Annotated in this window: 13 protein-coding genes and 1 pseudogene; 1 reads left to right on the top strand and 13 read right to left on the bottom strand. The window is 71.1% G+C overall.

What is annotated here, in order from left to right; all coding sequences use genetic code 11:
• From D455_RS0128055 to D455_RS0128000, 12 genes and pseudogenes are all read right to left on the bottom strand, one after another.
• Positions 1-793, bottom strand: a pseudogene (locus tag D455_RS0128055) (ribonuclease E/G); the annotation flags it as partial.
• Between the two features lie 158 nt (positions 794-951).
• The gene (locus D455_RS0128050) at positions 952-1,911 is read right to left on the bottom strand and encodes a TIGR03936 family radical SAM-associated protein (RefSeq protein WP_083922509.1); all 960 of its coding nucleotides are present in this window, start codon (positions 1,909-1,911) and stop codon (positions 952-954) included.
• Between the two features lie 394 nt (positions 1,912-2,305).
• Positions 2,306-2,884 (bottom strand): TetR/AcrR family transcriptional regulator, encoded by a 579-nt coding sequence (locus tag D455_RS31950; protein WP_083922507.1) that lies wholly within the window; start codon positions 2,882-2,884, stop codon positions 2,306-2,308.
• Positions 2,885-2,953: 69 nt separating this feature from the next.
• Positions 2,954-4,891: a TIGR03960 family B12-binding radical SAM protein gene (locus D455_RS0128040; protein WP_017573972.1), complete on the bottom strand. Its 1,938-nt coding sequence runs from the start codon at positions 4,889-4,891 to the stop codon at positions 2,954-2,956.
• 184 nt (positions 4,892-5,075) lie between these two features.
• The gene (gene rodA / locus D455_RS0128035) at positions 5,076-6,248 is read right to left on the bottom strand and encodes a rod shape-determining protein RodA (RefSeq protein ID WP_017573971.1); all 1,173 of its coding nucleotides are present in this window, start codon (positions 6,246-6,248) and stop codon (positions 5,076-5,078) included.
• A 3-nt stretch (positions 6,249-6,251) separates the two neighbouring features.
• Positions 6,252-8,396: a penicillin-binding protein 2 gene (gene mrdA / locus D455_RS0128030; protein ID WP_017573970.1), complete on the bottom strand. Its 2,145-nt coding sequence runs from the start codon at positions 8,394-8,396 to the stop codon at positions 6,252-6,254.
• Positions 8,397-8,404: 8 nt separating this feature from the next.
• The gene (gene mreD / locus D455_RS0128025; protein WP_017573969.1) at positions 8,405-8,965 is read right to left on the bottom strand and encodes a rod shape-determining protein MreD; all 561 of its coding nucleotides are present in this window, start codon (positions 8,963-8,965) and stop codon (positions 8,405-8,407) included.
• Positions 8,962-9,858: a rod shape-determining protein MreC gene (gene mreC, locus D455_RS0128020; RefSeq protein WP_026123055.1), complete on the bottom strand. Its 897-nt coding sequence runs from the start codon at positions 9,856-9,858 to the stop codon at positions 8,962-8,964. Before mreC ends, mreD begins: the two co-directional genes overlap by 4 nt.
• A 2-nt stretch (positions 9,859-9,860) precedes the next feature.
• Entirely contained in the window at positions 9,861-10,895 is a 1,035-nt protein-coding gene (locus D455_RS0128015; protein WP_026123054.1) for a rod shape-determining protein, read from the bottom strand.
• Positions 10,896-11,116: 221 nt separating this feature from the next.
• On the bottom strand, positions 11,117-11,521 hold the full coding sequence (ndk, locus tag D455_RS0128010; RefSeq protein ID WP_017573966.1) for a nucleoside-diphosphate kinase: 405 nt from the start codon (positions 11,519-11,521) through the stop codon (positions 11,117-11,119).
• 153 nt (positions 11,522-11,674) lie between these two features.
• Complete coding sequence (locus D455_RS0128005; protein ID WP_017573965.1) at positions 11,675-12,070, bottom strand: DUF4233 domain-containing protein; 396 nt, start codon at positions 12,068-12,070, stop codon at positions 11,675-11,677.
• Positions 12,071-12,104: 34 nt separating this feature from the next.
• Positions 12,105-13,457, bottom strand: coding sequence for a bifunctional folylpolyglutamate synthase/dihydrofolate synthase (locus D455_RS0128000; protein WP_017573964.1), 1,353 nt, complete (start codon positions 13,455-13,457; stop codon positions 12,105-12,107).
• A gap of 120 nt (positions 13,458-13,577) precedes the next feature.
• Between D455_RS0128000 and D455_RS0127995 the strand changes: the two genes are divergently transcribed.
• A complete protein-coding gene (locus D455_RS0127995) occupies positions 13,578-14,963 on the top strand; it encodes a folylpolyglutamate synthase/dihydrofolate synthase family protein (RefSeq protein ID WP_017573963.1) in 1,386 nt (461 codons plus the stop codon).
• An 8-nt stretch (positions 14,964-14,971) separates the two neighbouring features.
• On the opposite strand, the gene D455_RS0127990 is transcribed toward D455_RS0127995, so the two are convergent.
• On the bottom strand, positions 14,972-15,883 hold the full coding sequence (locus tag D455_RS0127990; protein WP_017573962.1) for a MerR family transcriptional regulator: 912 nt from the start codon (positions 15,881-15,883) through the stop codon (positions 14,972-14,974).
• Positions 15,884-16,595: the final 712 nt, after the last annotated feature.

Here is a 16,595-nt window from a genome sequence, read left to right as displayed (position 1 = left end):
CGCCGCGACGGCGGCGGCGACGGCTGGGGCGGTCCTCGTCCGACTCGCCGTCCTCCTCGGTGCCGGTGGACTGGGCGGTCTCCTCCTCCGGCTCCTCGACCTCGTCACCGGTGGTGGCGGTGCGGGAGGACGCCGGGGCGGCGCTGGCCACCGGTGGCTGGAAGAGCATGGCCGGGGCCTGGAAGACGTTCCCGCCGCCGTTCTCGTCGACGTCCTCGTCCTGTTCGACCAACTCGACCGGCTCGACCGGCTCGGTCTTTCCTGCCTTCTCGGTCCTGGCCTTCCCGGCCTTGGACTTCTCGGCCTTCTCAGCCGGCGCGGCGGACTTCGTCCCACCGGACGCGGCGGTCTCGGCGGAGCGGGCGCGCGAACGGCCGCGGCCCCTGGTCGCCGAGGAGGCGGAGGCGGTCGGGGACGCGGAGGTCTCCGAACCCTTCGACGCGGTCCCGGTCTCCTCCTCGGGCTCGGAAGCGCGACCGCGGCGTGGGGCGGGACTCTCCTCGGGACGGCCCGCGGCACGCACGGTGCGCCTGCGTGACGTGGTGGCCACCGCCGTCTTGACCGTGCCTCCCTCACCGGACCCCGCGAGGGAGGTGACGGGTGCGGAGGGAGGGGTGAAGACGTCGTCCGGTTCGGGGGGTGGTCCGGCGGCGCGACGGACGCCCTTGGCGGGCGCGGAGGTGGTCACCCGCACCTCGCCGCCCTCCGCGGGGGGCGCCGCCGCCACGTTGTTGGTTGTTTCAGTTGTACCCGCGGTGCCGTCGGCACCGTTGTTGGGCTCGTTGTCGAGCATCCGGGCGGTCTCCCGTCAGAGTCCTCGGGCGCGCCGCGACCTCTCGGTCGGCGGCGCGGCTCACGAGAACTGTCGTCGCTGTGTCAGCGCCGACGGCGCCGGGGCGCCGTCGGGGCAAAGTCCTGTGGTTTCGCCCATGTTCCCCGCTTCGGGGCCGCTCATCCGCGCGGTCCCTTCATGGGCGTTGACGGCCGTGGTGCGTTGTCACGCCGCTCCTCCGCGTTGTCGTCCGCGGGTCCGGAGCTCGTGTGGGCTTCGGGTCGGTCCCGGGAGAGCGGGTCCGCGATCGCACCTGTGGTCTCGTCCAGTGGCCCCTGCGCCAGGCGGGTCATCAACGGTGATGACGGCGGCGCGAGGTCGGCCACGTGGCGAAGACCGGTCAGCACGTCGTCCGGTCGAACAGCAGGTGTCGTGTGCCGTACGACCATCCGAAGTATGGCATATGTCGTGTGATGTTCCTCTGGGGCGCGCCCATGGGAGTCCGCGCACACGTCGATACGGACCACCGCGGGTCGCGTGTCGAAGCGGCGACGACCCTTCTTCGTCATCCGCTCCACCTCGGCGCTGTCGGCGGCCAGATAGGCGGCCACCGCTTCGGCGGCGTCGTCGGGGTCGACGCCGACCATCTCCACCCGCCACTCAGATGCCTGGAGCCGTTCGGCGAGCCCGGGATGTCGGGCCTCGACGACCTCGACGATGTCGATGCCCTGGGGCATGGCCGCGTCGATGTCGGCTCGGACCCGATCGGGCGGGCGCTGCTCGGCCAGGGTGATTTCAAGGTACTCCGCCTCGCTGGCGACCCCGGTGGGGGCCGCGCCGGTATAGGAGACCTTGGGATGAGGCGAGAAGCCAGCGGAGAAAGCCACGGGTACGGAGGCCCTGCGCAGGGCGCGCTCCAGAGCCCGGGCGATGTCGCGGTGGCTGGCGAACCTCATGCGTCCGCGCTTGGCGTAGTGAACGCGAAGCCGCTGTCCGGGTTTGGCGGTGGAGGGTGAGGTGGTGCCCTCGGATGCGGGGGGCAGCTCAACTCCTTTCCTCGTGCCCCCTGGTGTGGCCGGCGGGGCGACCTGAAGGGGCTGTTCCTCGTCCTGTTCAGCGTACGGTGCGTCGTGGTGCACATGCGCCAACAGGACTACGCATACCGGTATCTCCCCCACTGACCTGCGATCGAAAAGTCCCCCGAGCGGTCAGAGCGGATGCCGAACCGGAGTTCACCACCAGAACACGGGGCCCGCCGAAAAAAATCCGAAGAAAATCTGGATCCGATGGCAACCCCCCGCGTAGCCCGCGAGTCCTACTACACGTACGGCCCGGCGCGAGCGGGGCGCCGGGCCGTACGCCTTCCTCCCCCGGGCCGCTCCCCTCAGGGGTCGAGAGAGCGCCCGGAGCGCGAAATCCTACTCCACGCCCTCCTGGGACGCCTGTGTCGCCCCTGCCCCGGACACGCCCTGAGAATCCCGGCCCCCACCGGCGACCGGTGCGCCCGGGGTTCGCCCGCGCCCGGAGTCCGGGTCAGGCCCGGGAACGCAGCCCGGCCAGGACCACGGACATGGTGCGCCGGCGGGCGTCCTCGTCGGCCTCTCCCCGCCCGCGTTCGATGCACCCGGTGATCAGCGCCTTGACGTCGGCGGCGTCCACGTCGGCACGGACCTCCCCCGCCTCCTGCGCCCGGGCCAGGAGTCCGCCCAGGACCTCGAGGACGTTGTGATCGGTCCCCCTGGCCGCGGCCGCGATGTCGAACCCGCCGCCGCTGAGCGCGTCGGCCAGTCCGTGGTCGAGCGCCCCCGCGTCCACCATGAAGCCGAAGAAGGCGGCGAAGGCCTCCCCCGGCTCCCTCTCCGCGGCGAACCGTTCCGCCGCCCCGGCCAGGGCCTCCATCCGGTCGAGGACGATCGCCTCGTGGAGCGCCTCCTTGGTGGGGAAGTGACGGCTCACCGTGCCGGTACCCACGCCCGCACGGCGGGCGATCTCCTGCCCCGCCGCCCGCCCGTGAAGGCGGCGGAGCGGGCCCCGCGTACCCCAGGTACGTGGGGCCCACGCTGACGATCGAGGAGATCCAGCGGGCGGGGGGCGTGGCCTCCCCGCGTACACGGGGCCACCGCGGACGGCACGCGAGGCCGCGGGACGTCACCGTCCCGCGGCAGGCACCCGGGCGCCGGGCTACACCACGGTCAGCGGCAGCATCGGGCGCCCCTCCGCCGGGGCGTTGATCTGGATCTCGGTGCCCATGCTCGGGCACACACCGCAGTCGTAGCAGGGGTTCCACCGGCAGTCGTCGACCTCCAGGGACTCCTCGCCGTGCAGCGAGTCCTGCCAGTCCTGCCACAGCCACGACCGGTCGAGACCGGCGTCCAGGTGGTCCCAGGGCAGGACCTCGTCCTCATCACGCTCACGGGTGGTGAACCAGTCCACGTCCACCGGGGAGTCGGCCAGCGCCGACTCGGCGGCCTCCATCCACCGGTCGTAGGAGAAGTGCTCGCTCCAGCCGTCGAACCGGCCCCCGGCACGCCACACCTCCTCGATCACCCGGCCGACACGGCGGTCACCCCGGGAGAGCAGGCCCTCGACGATGGACGGACGCCCCTCGTGGTAGCGCAGACCGATCGACTTGCCGTACCTGCGGTCGCCCCGCAGCCTGTCGCGGAGCTTGCGCAGCCGGGCGTCGACGTCCTCGTGCGAGGTCTGCCCCGCCCACTGGAACGGGGTCTGCGGCTTGGGCACGAACCCGCCGATGGACACCGTGCACCGGATGTCCTTGCGCCCGGTCACCTCGCGGCCGGTCCGGATCACCTCGGTGGCCAGGTCGGCGATGGCCAGGACGTCCTCGTCCTCCTCGGTGGGCAGACCGCACATGAAGTACAGCTTCACCTGCCGCCACCCGGCCTCGTACGCGGCGGTGACGGTGCGGATGAGGTCCTCCTCGGTGACCATCTTGTTGATCACCCGACGCATCCGCTCGCTGCCGCCCTCCGGCGCGAACGTCAGGCCGGAGCGGCGCCCGTTGCGGGTCAGCTCGTTGGCCAGGTCGATGTTGAAGGCGTCCACCCGGGTGGACGGCAGTGACAGGCCGGTGTTGGTGCCCTCGTACCGGTCGGCGAGCCCCTTGGCGATGCCGCCGATCTCGCTGTGGTCGGCGCTGGACAGCGAGAGCAGTCCCACCTCCTGGAAACCGGAGGACTTCACGCCGTCCTCGACCATCTTGGTGACGGTCTCCTTGTTGCGCTCGCGCACCGGCCGGGTGATCATCCCCGCCTGGCAGAACCGGCAGCCGCGCGTGCAGCCCCGGAAGATCTCCACGCTGTACCGCTCGTGCACCGACTCGGCGGTGGGCACGATCGGCTTCTTGGGGTAGGGCCATTGGTCCAGGTCCATCACGGTGTGCTTCTGCACCGTGCCGGGCACCCCGGGCCGGTTGGGCGTGTAGGAGGCGATCCGCCCGTCCTCGTGGTACTCCACGTCGAAGAAGCGCGGCACGTACACCCCGCCGGTCGCGGCCAGGCGCAGCAGCAGCCCGTCGCGCCCGCCCGGCTCGCCCTCCTCCTTGAACTCGCGGATGATCTCCGTGATGGCGAGGGTGATCTCCTCGCCGTCACCCAGCACCACCGCGTCCAGGAAGTCGGCGATCGGCTCGGGGTTGAACGCCGAGTGCCCACCCGCCAGGACGACGGGGTGGTCGTCGGTGCGGTCGGCCGCGTACAGCGGGATACCGGACAGGTCCAGCGCGGTGAGCATGTTGGTGTAGCCCATCTCGCTGGCGAAGCTCAGCCCGAGCACGTCGAAGGCGGACAGCGGCCGGTGCGCGTCCACGGTGAAGTGGGGGATCCCGTGCTCGCGCATCAGCTTCTCCAGGTCCGACCACACCGCGTAGGCGCGCTCGGCCAGCACGCCCTCGCGCTCGTTGAGGACCTCGTACAGGATCTGCACGCCCTGGTTGGGTACTCCGACCTCGTAGGCGTCCGGATACATCAGCGCCCAGCGCACCTGGGCGTCGTCCCAGTCCTTGACCACGGAGTTGAGCTCGCCACCGACGTACTGGATGGGCTTGCCCACCTGTGTCAGCAGGGGTTCCAGTCGCGGGAAGAGGCTTTCGACGGACATGGTGTGGGCCTTCGTTCGTCGGAATCAGGTCAGGAACACGCGTGGACCCCCGCCGGGGCGGGAGTGGTCACCGGAGCACGTGGAGCACGCACGCGCGGATGTTCCCAGGCTACCGGCGCCCGGGGCCGCTGACCGCTCCGTCCACAGGCCCGGTCCCGGCACGTGGTTCCCCGGGACGGAGCGGCTAGGCGAAACCGCGGTCCCGTGAGCCGACCCCCAGCACCAGCCCCAGGGCGAGCATGTTCGCCAGGATCGCGGTGCCGCCGTAGGACATGAACGGCAGCGGCAGTCCGGTCACCGGCACGATCCCCATGCCCATGCCGATGTTGATGAAGGCCTGGAACCCGAACCAGGAGACCACGCCCACGCACAGCAGGCGCGGGTAGGGCTGCTCACAACTCTGGGCGATACGCAGGATCCGCCACAGGATCAGCGCGAACAGGCCGATGACCAGCACCGAACCCACGAACCCCAGTTCCTCGCCCGCCACCGTGAAGATGAAGTCGGTGTGCTGCTCGGGCACGAACTGCCCGTGCGTCTGCTCGCCCTGGAACAGCCCGGTCCCGTCGAATCCGCCCGACCCCACCGCGATCATCGCCTGGTTGGTGTTGTAGCCCGCGCCCTTCGGGTCGGCGGCCGGGTTCATCAGGGTCTGGATGCGGTCCATCTGGTAGGGCTCCAGTACGTCGAACCACCACACGCACAACGCCCCCGCCACACCGCACGCCAGCATTCCCGCCACCCACACGATGGGGGCGCCCGACAGCGTGAGCATGCCCAGGAAGATCACGATGAGCACCAGCGTGGTCCCCAGGTCCGGCTGGGAGAGCACCAACGCCAGCGGTACCGCCAGGGTCACCAGGCAGAACACCACGTCGCGGGTCATCGGCCGAGCCTCGCCGTCACGGGGCTCCCCCAGCAGCGTGGCCAGGACCAGGAGCAACCCGACCTTGGCCAGCTCACTGGGCTGGAACTGGAATCCGCCGATCACGATCCATCCGCGCGACCCGTTGACCACCTCGCCGAGCGGGGTGAGTACCAGGACCAGCATGACCACCGTGACCAGGTAGGCGATCGGCGCGTACGCCCGGATCCCGCGGTGGTCCACCGAGGCCACGACCAGGCAGGCCGTCCACCCGAGCGCCAGATAGAGCAGGTGGCGGCGCAGGGCGTCGGTGGATTCGAGCGGGTCGCTGCCGTCGCCCGGGATGGTCGCCGACCACACCAGCAACGAGCCGATGAGGGACAGGGCCGCGACCGACGCGACCAGCGTCCAGTCCAGCCGGCGCGCGAGCCCCGCGGCGCTGCGTCCGAGTTCGGCCCCACGTGACCTGGGCGCTCCCATGTATGTGGTCATCGGCTACCGATCCAACACGTTGATGGAACCGTCGGGACGGATGGTGGGCAGCTCCTCGGGCGGCACGCCGCCCGGGATCTGCGGCTTCCCTTCCCCGGCCGCGATCTCCACGTCGGGGGTGACCTGGCCCGAGAACTCGAACCCGTAGATGCCCTCGTAGATGGCGCGGGCGATGGGCGCCGCGGTCGCGCCACCGGTACCGCCCTGGGAGACCAGGACGACGACGGCGTACCGCGGGTCGTCGGCGGGCGCGTAGGAGGCGAACCACGCGGAGACCTGGCGTCCCTCCGCGTCGGCGCTACCGGTCTTGCCCGCGATGGAGACCTCGTCCTGCGGGAACCCGGCGAAGGCGCCGCTGGCCGTGCCCTCCTTGGGAACCGCGGTGAGCGCGCCCTGGAGGTACTCCAGCGTCTCGTCGCTGACCGGCAGGCGGCCGCTCACGACAGGCTCGATCCTGCGCACCTCCGTGCCGTCCGCGGAGACCAACGCCTTGCCGATGCGGGGCTCGTGGAGTGTGCCGCCGTTGGCGATGGCCGCGTAGGCGTTGGCCAACTGGAGCGGGGTGACCAGGACGTCGCCCTGCCCGATGGAGAAGTTGACGGCCTCGTTCGCCCGCCACTGGAAGCCCGTCACGCACTGTTCGTAGGCCAGCAGCTTGAGATAGGCGGCGCGCGAGGGATCGGTCTTGGCGACCTCCGGGTAGCCGTGCTCTCCCCGGTGGCAGTTGCTCTCCCGGTTCGTCTGCCAGAAGGTGCGCTTCCACTCGCGGTCCGGGATGCGCCCGGAGGTCTCGTAGGGCAGGTCGATCCCGGTCGGGGACCCGAAGCCGAAACCGCGGGCCATCTCGGCCATGGCCTCGTCGGCTCCTCCGTCGGGGTACAGCCCGCCGTCGTCCTTCCACATCTGGTAGCCGAAGTTGTAGAAGACGGTGTTGCAGGAGATCACGATGGCCTTGTGCAGGCTGATCGGCCCGTACCCCTGGCCCGCGTAGTTCTGGTAGTTCTGCCCCGCCAGGGTCACCGAACCGGGGCAGGCGTAGGTGCTGCGCAGCGAGTACCCGTTCTCCGCGGCGGCCGAGAGCGAGGAGACCTTGAACGTGGAGCCCGGCGGGTAGGTGCCCTGCACCGCGCGGGAGAGGAGCGGGTTGTTCGCCTCCTCGCCGAGCAACTGGTCGAAGCTCCCCTGGTCGATGCCGCCGCGCCAGACCTCGGGGTCGTAGGTGGGCAGGCTCGCCATGGCCACCACACCGCCGGTGCGCACGTCCAGGACGACGGCGGCGCCGGAGTCGGCCTTGTATCGGGGGCGTGCGTTGGCCATGCCCTCGGCCAGCGCCGCCTCGGCGATCTTCTGCACGCCCAGGTCGATGTGGGTGACCAGGTGCATCCCCGGTTCGGGAGCCGTCTCGGAGAGCACCTCCATGACCCCGCCGTGGTTGTTCACCCCCAGGACGCGCCTGCCCGCGGTACCGCGCAGCTGCGCGTCGTAGACCGCCTCCACCCCGTCGCGGCCGACCATGTCGATACCGGTGAACTGGGTGCGCAGGTCCTCACGTGCCTCCAGCTCCTCCTGGGTCACCGGTTGCAGGTAACCCAGCATCTGGGCGGCGTGCTCGCCCTGCGGGTACTCGCGGATGGCCTGGGCCTGGGCGCTGATCCCGGGGAAGCGGTCGGAACTCTCCATGATCTGGAGGGCGACGGACGGCTCCACGTCGTCGGCGAGGGTGACGGGCTGGTAGGGCGAACCGGGCCAGCACGGGCGGCTCACGTCGGGCCCGCACAGGCGCATGCGCTTCTGGAGCTCCTCCAGCGGAACGCCGATCACCTCGGACAGGTCGGTGAGGACCTTCCTCCCGCCGTCGTCCATGCCCGTGAGCTCGTGGTAGTCGCCGGAGACCACCAGTTCGACGCTGTTGTTCACCAGCGGGCGGCCCGAGGCGCCGAGGATCTGACCGCGCGTGGCGGGGACGATGAGCTGCTGGTGGTGGTTGGCCACCGCGAGTTCACGGTAGTGCTCCCCCATCGGGATCTGGAGGTACCACAGCCGCATGGCCAGGACGGCGAAGAGCACCAGGACCAGGATCTGGGCGAGCAGCAGTCCGGCGCGGCCGAGCTTGCGTCCGGGGAGTTCGACGTCGTCGACGGGCGTCATGTGCATCCTCACCACCCCCTCGGGGTCACGGGGCCCCGTACTGTGGCGAAGTCACCCTCGGAGAGCGCCCCGCGCGCCCACAGCGTCGGAAGAGCGACCAGCGGTGAGGCCAGCGCCGTCAGGACGGTGCCGACCAGGGTGTTGACCACGACGGCGGCCAGCGTCACCCGCGGATCGTCCATGAGCACGCCGACCAGCGCGTACCCCAGGCCCACGCCCGCGGAGGCGACGGCGGTGACGCCCATCACCGCCCACACCGAGGGCCGACCGCCCAGGGGGCCGGCCGATCCGGTGTTCCTGTGCAGCAGGGCCACCAGGTAGGCGGCCACGCACAGCACCAGGGCGTAGCGGCCCATCGCGTGCTCGGCGGGCGGCAGGACGTCCATGGCGAGTCCGGCGGCGAAACCGCACCCCGCCGCGGCGGCGGGGGTGCTGGTCAGGGCGACGGCGACGACCGCCGCGATCACCAGGTCGGGTCCGGCGCCCCACTCGAACGGAAGCCGGTTGACGATCGTGGCCTGGGCGAGCACGGCGCCGGAGACCAGGAGCAGGGTCGCCGCGGTCCTCATGAGCGGTCCTCCTCGTCGGGTCGTGGCGGAAGCACGGAGTCGCGCGGATCCTCCTCGGGTCCCTCCACCACCACACCCACCACGTCCAGGGACGCGAAGTCCACGGCCGGGGCGATCCGGGCGAGGCGGCTGAGCGCGCCGGGCGCCGCCTGCACCTCCTTGACGGTGCCGACCGGTACGCCGGGCACGAAGGGCGCGCCCTCGTGCGAGCCGAGTGTGACCACCCGGTCCCCGGGCTTCACCGGGGCCTGGAGGTCGAACAGTTCCAGGGTGAGCTTGGCGTCGGGACCGCCGGGGGCGGTTCCGCCCCTGACCACGCCGATCTTGCGCGTGGCCTCCATGCGGGCGCCGACCGCGGAGTTGACGTCCGTGGCGAGCATGACGGTGGCGGTACCGGGACCGGCCTCGATGACCTTCCCCACCAGGCCGGAACCGTTGACCACGGTCATGTTCGGATGGATCCCGGAGTCGGTTCCGGCGTCGATGGTGACCGTGTCCGCGTAGCCGCGCGCGGTGACGTGGGTGACGGCCTGGGCCGGGACGATCTCGTAGCCGCCGAGGCCGGCCAGGCCCAGCAGGGCGTCGAGCTGCTCGGCGCGTTCCCTGTCGATGCGGGCGGCCCGGAGTTCGTCCCTGAGGTCGGCGTTGGCCTGTTCGAGTTCGGCGACGCGCTCCGAGTCCGAGCCTCCGAGCAGGTTCTCGTGGAGGGCGGTCGCGGGTGTGGTCGCCCAGCTGACGCCCGTGGCGGCGGGTGCGAAGACGAGTTCGCCGCCCGCGCGGACCGCGGAGGTGACGGGGTTGCCGCCGGGGCGCGCGTCCAGGACGAGCAGGGTCACGGCCACGGCGACGAGTACGGCCAGGAGTACGCGTGATCTGCGTGAGTCGCGGAACATGGTCACCTCCGCCTCTCGGGAACGAGGACCTGGTGGAGCCGTTCGTAGTTCTCGACGCAGGTGCCCGAGCCGACCGCGACGGAGTCGAGCGCGTTGTCCGCGATGTGGATGGGCATCCCCGTCTCGTGCAGGAGCCGTTCGTCGAGTCCCCGGAGCAGGGCCCCGCCGCCGGTGACGGCGATGCCGCGGTCCATGATGTCGCCCGACAGTTCCGGCGGGCACTTGTCGAGGCTGGTGCGCACCGCGTCGATGATGGCGGTGACCGGCTCCTCCATGGCCTGGCGGACGTCGCTCTCGGCCAGGACGATGGTCTTGGGCAGGCCGCTCACGAGGTCGCGCCCGCGAACCTCGGCGCGGACCTCCTCGGAGCTGGTCGGGTACGCCGAGCCGACCGCCATCTTCAGTTCCTCGGCGGTGCGCTCCCCGATCATCAGGGAGAACTCCTTCTTGACGAAGGTCGCGATGGCCTGGTCGAGTTCGTCGCCGCCCACGCGGATGGACTGGGAGGTGACGATGCCGCCCATGGAGATGACGGCGACCTCGGTGGTGCCGCCGCCGATGTCCACGACCATGTTGCCGGTGGGTTCGTGGACGGGGAGCCCGGCGCCGATGGCGGCCGCCATGGGCTCCTCGATGATGTAGACCCGGCGGGCGCCAGCCTGGTAACCGGCCTCCTTGACGGCGCGGTGCTCGACCGAGGTGATACCGCTGGGCACGGCGACGATGAGGCGCGGTTTGGCGAAGTGTCGTCGCCGGTGGATCTTCTGGATGAAGTAGCGCAGCATGCGCTCGGTGATCTCGAAGTCGGCGATGACACCGTCCTTGAGGGGACGGATGGCCGTGATGTTGGTCGGCGTCCGGCCGATCATCTGCTTGGCCTCGATACCGACCGCGACGATCCGCCCTGTGGAGGTGTTGAGCGCGACGACCGACGGCTCGTTCAGAACGATGCCGCGTCCGCGCACGTACACGAGCGTGTTGGCGGTACCAAGGTCGACGGCCATGTCCCGGCCGAGAAAAGCAAGGTTGTTCGGCATGTAACGTCCTCAGAGGCGCCGTGTCGGACGTGGTTGCCCGGGGCGACCATACGTAGTCGATCCGGCACGATAGGTATGCAGTCCCCCGTATCGTAACGGTCAGCACTTAGCCCGTTACGCAAACACACCGAATTGTTGCCTCGTCGGCGGGCGAATCAGTAGAAGTCGCCCGTGGCCGCGGGTCCTACATGCCGAAGGACCCGCGGGCCGTTCCGCTCTCCCTACAGGTCGGGGAAGAACAGCTTGATCTCGCGCTCGGCGGAGTAGGTGGAGTCCGAGCCGTGCACGATGTTCTGCTGCACCTCCAGCGCGAAGTCGCCGCGGATGGTGCCGGGGGTGGCGGTCACGGGGTCGGTGACGCCGGCCAGGGCGCGGAACGCCTCCACCGCGCGCTCGCCCTCGACCACCATGGCCACCAGGGGGCCACCGGTGATGAACTCGACGAGCGAACCGAAGAACGGGCGCTCGGCGTGCTCCTCGTAGTGCGCCTTGGCGGTGTCGGTGTCGAGCGTGCGCAGCTCCATCGCGACCAGGCTGAGGCCCTTGCGCTCGATGCGCGAGATGACCTCGCCGACGATGTTGCGGCGGACGCCGTCCGGCTTGATGAGAACGAGAGTGCGCTCCACGTGCGTGTCAACTCCTCACTGGGACTCCGCGTGGCGCACGTGGGCACCCGCCCACGGCGTCGCCGCACGCGGAGGATTCGGGTGGTGGGTCACGGGATCGGGGGCCATGGAGGGGGAGTCCTCCCCGGGCCGCCCGCCCGGACGTGCGTCACACTATCGCGTTTGGCGTGAGGGCGCGGAGGCCACGGGGTCTGCGTCCTCCCGGGCGTCCTCCGCCTCGGCGCGGGCCCGGTGGGCGGCCTTCATCTCGTCGGTGCGACGGCCCATGATCACGCCGGTCACCCACAGGGAGACGAACACCACCGCGACGAGCAGCGCCCCGGAGACCAGGAAGGAGGTGAACAGGAGCGCGGCTTGCAGCGCCCAGGCCGCGTAGTGCGCCCAGCGGTACCTCTGGAGTCCGGACAGCACCAGGGCGGCGGCGGCCATCCCTCCCCACAGGCCCCCGGCCAGGGCGGGGTCCATCCCCTCCAGGGAGATGGCGACGGGAATGAAGAGGCCGATCACGATGACCTCGAAGACCAGGATGACGGAGCAGACTACGCGCACGGCGTGTTCCCTTCGTAGTGGGTCGCCCGACCCGTCACTCCCCCGCGCCGCGCAGCAGGTGGACGGCGTCACCGGCGGTGACGACCGAGCCTGTGACCAGTACACCGGTGCCGCCGAACTCGCCGCCCTCCTCGGCCAGGCCCACGGCCTGGTCGATGGCGTCGTCGAGTCGGGGTGCCACGTGTACGCGGTCCTCTCCGAAGATGTGCTGGGCGACGTTGGACAGCCGCTCCGGATCGAGGGAGCGCGGGGAGGAGTTACGGGTGACGACGATCTCGTCGAGTAGCGGTTCGAGGGGGTCGAGAATCCCCTCAACGTCCTTGTCGGCCATGATCGCGACCACTCCGACCAGACGGGAGAAGGTGAAGGCCTCCTCGACGGCCGCGACGGTGGCGATCATTCCGGCCGGGTTGTGCGCCGCGTCGGCGATGATGGTCGGGCTGGTGCGCACGACCTCCATACGGCCCGGGGAGTCCACTCCCGCGAGGGCCTCTCCGACGATGTCGGGGTCCAGACCGGCGGCGTCGTCACCAGAGGAGGCGAACGCCTCGACGGCGGCGACGGCGACGGCCGCGTTGCCGGCCTGGTGTGCCCCGAACAGGGGCAGGAAGAGGTTCTCGTAGCTGCCGGTGAGGCCCTTGACGGCGATCTGCTGTCCGCCGACGGCGACCTCGCGGGAGGTGACGCCGAACTCCAGGCCCTCCCTGGCCACCCGGGCCCCGATCTCCGCGGCGTTGCGGATGAGGGTCTCGGCGGCTGGCAGCGGCTGCTGGGCCAGGACCGCGATGGAGTCGGGCTTGATGATGCCCGCCTTCTCCTCGGCGATCCCCTCCAGCGTGTCGGGCAGGTACTCGGTGTGGTCGATACCGACGGGGGTCACCACGGCGACGTCTCCGTCGACGACGTTGGTGGCGTCCCACCGGCCACCCATGCCGACCTCGACCACGGCGACGTCGACGGGTGTGTCGGCGAAGACGGCGTAGGCCATCACGGTGAGGATCTCGAAGAACGACAGCCGGGTGTCGTTCATCGAGTCGGCCATCTCGACGTAGGGACGGATGTCGTCGTAGGCCTCGACGAACCGTTCCTGGGAGACGGGCTCCCCGTCGATGACGATGCGCTCGCGCACGGTGCGCAGGTGCGGGCTGGTGTAGCGGCCCACACGCAGGCCACGCGCGCGCACGAGGGCGTCGATCATGCGGGCGGTGGAGGTCTTGCCGTTGGTGCCGGTGACGTGGATGACCCGGAAGTTGCGGTGCGGGTCGCCCAGGAGGTCCAACAGGACGCGGACCCGGTCCAGACGAGGATCGATGTCGGACTCGGGCGCGCGGGCGAGGATCTCGGCGGTCACCTCGGCGTAGCGCTGCTCGGCGCTGGTATCACTCACGATGTCTCGGTGTCTCGCGTGTTCGGGGTGTGCACCCGCGCAAGTGTACGCGCCCTCACCTGCGCACGGACGCCGGGTAAAGGAACCGGTGGGGTATGTCGCACAGAGCATACTGGTGCCATGCCTGAACTTGACCCGTTCTTCGCCGAGTGGGCGCGGCGCCGCCCCGGACGGACCCGGAGCCTGGAGCGCGCCGAGGCGCTGATGGACGCGCTCGGACTGCACAGGCGCCCCCCGGTGCTGGGAGTGGTCGGCTCCAAGGGGAAGGGAAGCACGGCGACCACGGCCGCGGCGGCACTGGCGTCCGCCGGACTGCGCACGGTCCTGGTCACGGGGCCGAGTTTTCGCTCCTACCGCGAGCGGGTGCGTGTGGACGGGACCTCGGTGACCGACGCCGAGCTGGACACGCTGGGCGCCCGGATCGACGCCGCCCGCCGGGAGCTGCCGCCGTCCGACGGCTACCTGGCGCCGAGCGGCCTGTTCCTCATGGCGGGGTTGCTGTGCGCCCGCGACGTGGACGCCGACGTGTGCGTGCTGGAGGCCGGGATGGGCGGCCACCGCGACGAGCTGCGCCTGGTCGGCCCGGAGGTCGTCGCGCTGGGAAGGGTCTTCGGCGAGCACCTGGGGGTTCTCGGTGACACCGTGGAGGAGATCGCGCGGGAGAAGGCCCGGGTCGCCGGGGACGGGACCCTGGCGATGGTGAGCCTGCCGCAGACGGCCGAGGCGGTCGCCGGGGTCGACTCCGCTCTGGCCGAGGCCACCGGCGGCCGGGTCCGCGCCGAGGTGGTCGACCCCGAGCGGCCGGGGGTGGAACCGCCGCCCGGGCTGCGTCCACCCGGCCTGTCCGCGGCCTCGGGGGTGCTGGGGACGGCCGCAGCGGAGCGGATGCTAGACCACCTGGGCCGCCCGCCCCTGGACCCGGAGCGCCTGCACGCCGTGCTGGGCACCGTCCGGCTGCCGGGAAGGCTGTCGCGCCACGTGGTTCCGGCCGGAGGCTCCGCGCGGGTGGCCGGGCACGACGGAGCCGCCGGGGAGCCGGAGGGGTTCGATGCGCGAGGAGGACGCGGTGGGCGGGGAACGCGCGGTGGGGCCCCGGACACGGGTGGGACCTCGGGCACGCGTGCGGTTCCGGGCCCGGACGTGACCTCGGACACCGAGGTCATCGTGGACTCGGCCATCGACCGCCACGGGGTCACCGCGGCCCTGGCCCACGCGCGCGGAGTGTGGGGCGGGGTGGACCACGTGCTGCTGTGCCTGCCCGACCACAAGGACGTGTCGGGGGCCGTGGAGGTCCTCGGCGACCTGCCGGTGACCGCCGTGCGCCTGCCCGAGGCCCACCTGCGGTTCGAGCACGAACTGCCGGGCCACTGGGGTCGTGTGGACGCCGCGGACCTCACCGCGTACCTGCCCGCGCTCGGCGGACGCGTACTCGCCCTGGGCACGGTGTACTTCACCGGCCGGGTCCTGGAGGCCGTGGACGCCCCCACCGACCGGCTCTTCGGCTGAACCGTGTCTCAGGTGGCGGGTGGGTCTTGGGCGGACAGTTCTTCGGCCAGTTCCATACAGCGTTGGCGGGCTGGGGAGAAGTCGTAGGGCATCTTGCCGATGGCTTCGAACGCGCTCATGGAGCCTGCCTCCCGCCTGCCGGAGCTGAGGTCGGCCTCGTCCTCGCCGTCGTCTGCGGGAGCGGGGTGCGACGTGTCCCAGACGTCGAAGAGGGCATCGTCGTCCTTCCCCAGGCCGGACTCCTCGATGACGGCCTGTAGGGCGCTTTCGAAGGCGTGCCGTTCGGCGGCCACTCGAGCCACCCGGGGATCGTCCACGGCGACGCTGTCGTCGAGTGCCTCCTCGGCGTCATCGATGCGGGCGGAGTCCTCCCGCAGGGTGGGATGCGTGGCCAGGACGACGAAGCGGGTGGCCTGGACGGCCGCGCCGAGCGGACCGAAGATCCGCTCAGTGACCAGCAGACTGTCCAGGTCCGCCTGACGCAGGGAGCCCTCGGGCAGGCTCTTGAGGCGTTCGGTGACGAAGTCGGAGAGCAGGCCCGTCCGGCTGCCTTCGGTGCGCATCCGCTGCACGGCGGTCCGCTGCCGCCGCAGTTCTGTTTCCTGCTCGGCGAGGGTTTCCTCCAACCGCTCCAGGATGCCCGCGATACCGTCTCCGCTTCCTGCGTTGGCGGAGGTCGTGCCGGTGGTGAAGGCGTCGCGGATGTCGTCCAGGGCGATCCCGGCGTCGGCCATCCTGCGAATCCACAGCAGGCGGATCATGTCCTCGTACCCGTAGCGGCGGCGGTTATCGCCGCCCCGCTCAGGCTCGGGGAGCAGGCCGATCTCGTGGTAATGACGGATCGCCCGTGGCGTGCTGCCGACGAAGGCCGCCGCGTCACCGATCTTGACCTGGCGGGGTGGCACGAAGGGCGAACGCATGAGCAGGGACCTTTCCTCAAGGGATCGGGACGTGAGTCCACCAGACCACATGCCGCTACGGAAGGTGCAACCCCATACACACCGCCCCGCGCCAATGCCAGGGAATGCGCCCTTCCTCCGTCATGACCGCAGGGCCGTCGTTTCCCGCCGGGGCATCCGCACGACGGCAGGCTGAGGGTGCACAGCCACTGATGAATCGCCGCGGCCCGAACCGTCGCCTCGAACCGAACCGCGAGTTCGTCGGACCGGGTCGCCACGGTCCGATGCTGCTTGGGACGGCTGATCCCGCGTTCGACCGCGTGCCGTGCCCTGTGGTCCTCGCGGTCGAAGACGGGCGGACGGCCACCGCCGCAAGCCGCGGGCAGCGACGATTCCAGCACCGACCACTGCTCATCAGCGAGATCCCCTCGCCCCACGTCTTGGTCATCACCGCGCAGGGCGCGGACGGGGCCCTCCGGGGGTCCGGGGTCGTCCACAGCCGCGAACGCGGGGCTGGCGGAGGACGGCGGCGACGCGGGACACTCGAATACGGGGGTGCCGCCCTCTCCCCGCAGCGACGTGCAGCGCCCCCGAAATCGAGCCTACGCCGCCCGGCTCCGCTCCGGAAGCGCCACCTCACAGCTGTGGACGGCCCCCGCGCGCGCGTCCCGGACACGCGAAGCGGGGGCGGCACCGAGGCACCGCCCCCGCCAGGGGCATCCGTTCGGGAACG

It is taken from the genome of Nocardiopsis halotolerans DSM 44410, from assembly GCF_000341065.1.
Classification (GTDB): Bacteria; Actinomycetota; Actinomycetes; order Streptosporangiales; family Streptosporangiaceae; genus Nocardiopsis; species Nocardiopsis halotolerans.
The sequence above is the reverse complement of the archived record's forward strand: the minus strand, read 5'-3'. Positions and strand labels throughout refer to the sequence as shown.

Excerpts from the sequence above, each read along its gene's own strand:
- D455_RS0128040 (WP_017573972.1), bottom strand. The coding sequence starts at position 4,891 with ATGTCCGTCGAAAGCCTCTTCCCGCGACTGGAACCCCTGCTGACACAG.
- rodA (WP_017573971.1), bottom strand. The coding sequence starts at position 6,248 with ATGACCACATACATGGGAGCGCCCAGGTCACGTGGGGCCGAACTCGGA.
- mrdA (WP_017573970.1), bottom strand. The coding sequence starts at position 8,396 with ATGACGCCCGTCGACGACGTCGAACTCCCCGGACGCAAGCTCGGCCGC.
- mreD (WP_017573969.1), bottom strand. The coding sequence starts at position 8,965 with ATGAGGACCGCGGCGACCCTGCTCCTGGTCTCCGGCGCCGTGCTCGCC.
- mreC (WP_026123055.1), bottom strand. The coding sequence starts at position 9,858 with ATGTTCCGCGACTCACGCAGATCACGCGTACTCCTGGCCGTACTCGTC.
- D455_RS0128015 (WP_026123054.1), bottom strand. The coding sequence starts at position 10,895 with ATGCCGAACAACCTTGCTTTTCTCGGCCGGGACATGGCCGTCGACCTT.
- D455_RS0127995 (WP_017573963.1), top strand. The coding sequence starts at position 13,578 with ATGCCTGAACTTGACCCGTTCTTCGCCGAGTGGGCGCGGCGCCGCCCC.
- D455_RS0127990 (WP_017573962.1), bottom strand. The coding sequence starts at position 15,883 with ATGCGTTCGCCCTTCGTGCCACCCCGCCAGGTCAAGATCGGTGACGCG.